The sequence below is a fragment of the Paenibacillus sp. P22 genome (assembly GCF_000469945.2).
GTDB classification, from domain to species: domain Bacteria; phylum Bacillota; class Bacilli; order Paenibacillales; family Paenibacillaceae; genus Paenibacillus_O; species Paenibacillus_O humicus.
On the sequence record NZ_CBRA020000152.1, the window covers coordinates 1 to 4,771 of the forward strand.

Annotated in this window: 5 protein-coding genes; 2 read left to right on the forward strand and 3 right to left on the reverse strand. The window is 59.2% G+C overall.

Annotated elements, in window-relative coordinates:
• Nucleotides 1-622 (forward strand): exosporium glycoprotein BclB-related protein (locus BN871_RS19505; RefSeq protein ID WP_048748432.1); only part of this gene is annotated, 622 nt, incomplete at its 5' end.
• A gap of 116 nt (nt 623-738) precedes the next feature.
• Here BN871_RS19505 and BN871_RS19510 read toward each other — a convergent pair.
• From BN871_RS19510 to BN871_RS19520, 3 genes are all read right to left on the reverse strand, one after another.
• Nucleotides 739-3,234, reverse strand: coding sequence for a DsrE/DsrF/DrsH-like family protein (locus BN871_RS19510; protein WP_048748433.1), 2,496 nt, complete (start codon nt 3,232-3,234; stop codon nt 739-741).
• Nucleotides 3,234-3,524: a helix-turn-helix transcriptional regulator gene (locus BN871_RS19515; RefSeq protein ID WP_048748436.1), complete on the reverse strand. Its 291-nt coding sequence runs from the start codon at nt 3,522-3,524 to the stop codon at nt 3,234-3,236. The genes BN871_RS19510 and BN871_RS19515 overlap by 1 nt, the downstream gene beginning before the upstream one ends.
• A gap of 171 nt (nt 3,525-3,695) precedes the next feature.
• The gene (locus BN871_RS19520) at nt 3,696-4,145 is read right to left on the reverse strand and encodes a MarR family winged helix-turn-helix transcriptional regulator (protein ID WP_048748434.1); all 450 of its coding nucleotides are present in this window, start codon (nt 4,143-4,145) and stop codon (nt 3,696-3,698) included.
• Between the two features lie 176 nt (nt 4,146-4,321).
• Here BN871_RS19520 and BN871_RS19525 point away from each other — a divergent pair.
• On the forward strand, nt 4,322-4,771 hold a 450-nt coding region (locus tag BN871_RS19525; protein WP_048748435.1), incomplete at its 3' end, for a CBS domain-containing protein.

Below are 4,771 nucleotides of genomic sequence, written 5' to 3' on the forward strand. Positions count from 1 at the left end.
CGCAGTCGGAGCGACAGGAGCAGCCGGAACGACTGGAGCAACGGGAGCAACGGGCGCAACGGGAGCAACGGGCTCAACCGGCGCAACGGGCGCGGCTGCCGGCGGAGCGATCATTCCGTACGCTTCGGGAATACCGATTGTCATGAGTTCTGTTGTCGGCGGCCTGGTCGGGACTGCTGGACTTGTCGCATTCGGTACCGGAGTTCCGTCTGTTGCCGTTGTCGGCGGAACGATCGATCTGACGGGCGGAGCTCTCGGAACGACGCTCGACGAAGCCTTCGTCGTTCCGCGGGCAGGTACGATCAACGCGATCTATGCCTCCTTCAGCAACGTCTTGGCCTTGACTCTCGTCGGCACGACCGTCACGGTAACCGCGCAGCTGTACAGCTCGCCGGTAGGCAGCACGGTATTTTCTCCTCTGGCTGGAACGGCTGTCAATCTCGCTCCCGCGCTCACGGGAATCGTCGCTGTAGGCTCGGTAAGCACCGGCTCCGCAACGGGTTTGGCGGTACCTGTCCCTGCGGGCACCCGCCTGCTCTTGGCTTACACGATCACCGCCACCGGACTTGACCTCGTTCAAGCCGTCACCGGCTTTGCCAGCGCGGGCGTATCGATCATCTAACCGGCTGCATGAAGGCATTTCGAATCGCGGAGCTTCTCCCGCTGGTCCGGAATGTCTTTTTTTAATTAGATAGACAAAAAAATCCCCGTCCGGTCCAAACCGGTACGGGGATGAAGTTAAATGAACAGGTTGATGCCGGACTGATCGGCCTTGCCGAGGTAATAGCCGACGCCGCCGAGCTTGACGCCGTCGATCAGCTCCTCGCGCTTGATGCCCATGACGTCCATCGACATCGTGCAGGCGACGACCTCGACGCCTTGCCCGATCGCGGTCTGGATCAGCTCTTCGAGGGAGGAGATGTTGCTGCCCTTCATGACGCTGCGGATCATCTTGGCGCCCATGCCGCCCATATTCATCCTGGACATGCCCAGCTTGCGGCTGCCTCGCGGCATCATCAGGCCGAACATCTTGCCGATGAAGCTCTTCTCGACCGCCACCTTCTCGGAACGGCGGATGACGTTGAGTCCCCAGAATGTGAAGAACATCGTTACTTTCTTGCCGCTTGCCGCAGCGCCGTTGGCAATGATGAACGAGGCGATCGCTTTGTCCAGATCGCCGCTGAAGACGATGAGGGAGCTGCCTTCGGGCGCCTCGCCCGAACGGGGAGAGGCTGCCGCTGCTTCGGCGGCGGCAGGCTTGCGCACATAGGCCTCGATGACGCCGCGAGGTTTCTTTTCAAGCTGCAGCAGCTCGTTGCGGGACATGGTCGCCCAAGCGCTTATATCCTCGTAGAAGCCCGGGTCGGTCGCCGTGACGCGAAGCACCTGTCCTTCCTGCATCGCATCGATCTTCTGCTTGACCTCGATAAGCGGGCCGGGGCAGCTGAGGCCGCATGCATCGAGCTCGGCGTGGACTTGAGCGACGACTTCCTTCGGCAGCGGAGCCTGTTCGGCAGCCGCTTCGGCAGCGGCAGCGGATTCGGCTCCGGCAGGCGGGATCATGACGAGCGGCTGCCGGGGCGGATTCGGTTTATATTGTGCCATTTGGTAGCTTTTATACCCTCCTGTCAGGTTGCGTACGGAGAAGCCTTTCTGGAGCAGGATGCGCGAAGCGGTATAACCGCGCAGCCCAACCTGGCAGTACACCCAGATTTCCTTTGCCGGGTCCAGTTCACCAAGGCGCTCGCGCAGCTCGTCCACAGGGATATGGAGCGAGCCCGGAATATGGCCGTTTTCATGCTCCAATACCGTGCGGACATCGATCAGCATCGTTCCGCTGGCGCTGCGGGAACCGAGCTCATCGGCCGTGAACACATTCGTTTTGCCGGTCAGGATGTTTTCGGCTGTATATCCGGCCATGTTGACGGGATCCTTGGCGGAGGAGAAGGGGGGCGCGTAGGCGAGCTCCAGCTCGGTCAGATCCGCGACGCTTCCGCGAAGCCGGATGACAGCGGCGATGGAGTCGATCCGCTTGTCGACGCCGTCGGCTCCCACGGCCTGGGCTCCCAGCACGCGGCCTTCATCATTGAAGATAAGCTTGAGCGTCATGGGCGAGGCGCCCGGATAATAGCCGGCATGGGAGCTCGGATGGACGACGGTGACCCGGTAGGGAATGCCGAACCGCTTCAGCATCTTCTCGTTCAGTCCGGTAGCTGCCCCGGTCAGGCCGAACACTTTGATGATCGAGGTGCCTTGCGTGCCCTTGTAGGAGCTGCGGAGTCCGCAGGCATTGTCGGCGGCGATCCTTCCCTGCTTGTTGGCAGGGCCGGCCAGCGGGATGGCGGCTGACCGTCCGCTGACGTAATCCACGACCTCGACCGCATCTCCAACCGCGAACACATCCTGCAGATTTGTTTCGAGGCGTTCGTTCACCCGGATATGGCCCCGTTCTCCAAGCTCAAGACCGCTGTCCTTCAGGAAATTCGTGTCGGGAACGACGCCCGCGGCCCAAATGACGATGTCGGCGGCAACCTTCCATCCGCCTGCAAGGCTGGCTTCGATCCGCTCTCCGGCATCCGCAAAAGCTCGAACCGAATCGTTCATGATCAGCTTGACGCCGCTCTGCTCCATTTCCTTGGCCAGTGCGGAAGCCATCTCCGGATCGAACGGAGCTAGAATCTGGCTTCCCGACTGGATGAGCGTGACATCGAGGCCGAGCTCGCGCAGATTCTCCGCCATCTCCACGCCGATGTATCCTCCTCCGACTACAAGGGCCGCGCGTACGCCGTCCCGGCCGACCTGTTCCTTGATGCGGTCCATGTCGGGAATATTGCGCAGGGTGTGCACCTTCGGATTGCCGATGCCGGGAATATCCGGCTTCAGAGGCTTCGCGCCGGGCGACAGAATCAGAGCGTCGTAGCTTTCCTCATAGAGCCCGTTCGAAGCCGATCTTACGGTGACGGTCTTGGCGTCCGCATTGAGGCCGATCACTTCGCTCTCGGTGCGGATATCGAGCCCGAAGCGCCGGGTCATCGCTTCCGGCGTCTGGACGAGCAGCTTGGAGCGGTCCTTGATGGAATTCCCGATATAATAAGGGAGGCCGCAGTTGGCGAATGAAATGTAGGCATCCCGTTCAAACATGACGATGTGGGCGTCCTCGTCGAGCCTGCGCAGCCGCGCGGCTGCCGAAGCGCCTCCTGCGACTCCGCCGACAATCAGTATTTTTCTAGCCATCAAGCTTCTTCCTCCCCGGTAATCATATGGACAAGCGCCTGGACTTTGGCATCCGGCACCGAATAATGGACCTCGAGGCCGCTGCGGCTCGTCACGACGATGCCGGCGGCGCGAAGCTTCTGCAGATGCTGGGAAACGGTCGATTGCGGCAGCCCGAGGCATTCCTGCATATACGACACATTGCAGGAGCCCTTGCCGATCAGTCCTCTGACGATGCAGAGGCGGATCGGGTGGGCGAGCGCCTTGAGCAGCTCGGCCGCCTGCTCGTAGGCTTTTACGTTCGTGTTCATGTCCATCATGCTGATTCTCCCATCCCGTCTTAATATCGCAATATTAGAATATAGCGATACAAAAGGCAAGAGGAAAGAAGAGGATATTCATGCCGGAAATGTGTCCATTTTTATTCTGCAGGCAGGCATTAACCCCCCCGGAAATGAAAGCAGCCTTGATCCCGTGGAGGATCAAGGTCGTTTCGCTGCTTGAGTCTCGTGCAGGACGGCCCGGTTGAACTTCTCCAGGAGCGCGCCGAATTGTTCCCGCTCCTCATCGGACCATTCCGTCAGCAGCTCGGCGATATAACCGGCTCTTACCTTCCGGTTCGCCTCCAGTGCGAGCGCGCCGGTCTCCGTCAGCTCCAGGGAATAGGAACGGCCGTCCTGGGGATTGGGAATCCGGCACACCAAGCCCTTCTGCTCCAGGGCGGCGGATTGGCGGCTTACGGTGGAAATATCCAGACGAAAATCATCTGCGAGCGCCTTGACGCCGGCCGACCTCCTCGATGAAATTTGCTGAAGGAGCAAATAAGCGGAGCGATCCAGCATTCCTTCCTCCTTGTAGGTCGTGGCGGAGGCGACAAGCCTGGCGAGGATGGAGAGCTCGAGCTCGATATGCTCGAAAGGAAGTTCGTTCATGGCAATTCCTCATTATCATTCGGCATGGGTGGGGCAGCGCATCCAACAGCTGGATGAGCAGTCGGCGGCAGGGATAACCATTGACAGGATGTCCAGTAGTTGTATAATACAAGTATATACTTTCATCATACAACTTGTTTGAGGCATCCGCAAATCGGTATCGAGGGGTTATGAGGATGAAAGCCAAGGATTTTATGATCTCCAAGGTTTATAAAGTCAAGGAAACCGATACGGTGAGGGATGTCATCGAGAGATTTCTTGCATACCGCATCAGCGGCCTGCCTGTCGTCAACGAGCGCAACGAGATCGTCGGATATGTCAGCGACGGCGACATCATGCGATATATCGGCAAGCATGAAGACATCATTGTCGATGCCTTTTATTTCACGGCCGTCGTGAATGGCGACAACGATGAATATGAGGAGAGGCTGAAGCGGCTCCTTCCTTTGAACGTCATGGCGATCGCCAAGAAAAAAGTGGTTACCGCTTCCGTGGAGGACGACATCGAGCAGATCGCCGCCATCCTTGGCAAGAAGCAGATCAAAAAGCTGCCGGTCCACCGGGGCGGCGTCCTTGCGGGCATCATCAGCCGCGGCGACGTCATCCGGCAATCGTTTCAATCTCTT

What these genes read in the sequence shown, in the direction of transcription:
- BN871_RS19520 (WP_048748434.1), bottom strand. Translation starts at nt 4,145, where the DNA reads ATGAACGAACTTCCTTTCGAGCATATCGAGCTCGAGCTCTCCATCCTC.
- BN871_RS19510 (WP_048748433.1), bottom strand. Translation starts at nt 3,234, where the DNA reads ATGGCTAGAAAAATACTGATTGTCGGCGGAGTCGCAGGAGGCGCTTCG.
- BN871_RS19515 (WP_048748436.1), bottom strand. Translation starts at nt 3,524, where the DNA reads ATGAACACGAACGTAAAAGCCTACGAGCAGGCGGCCGAGCTGCTCAAG.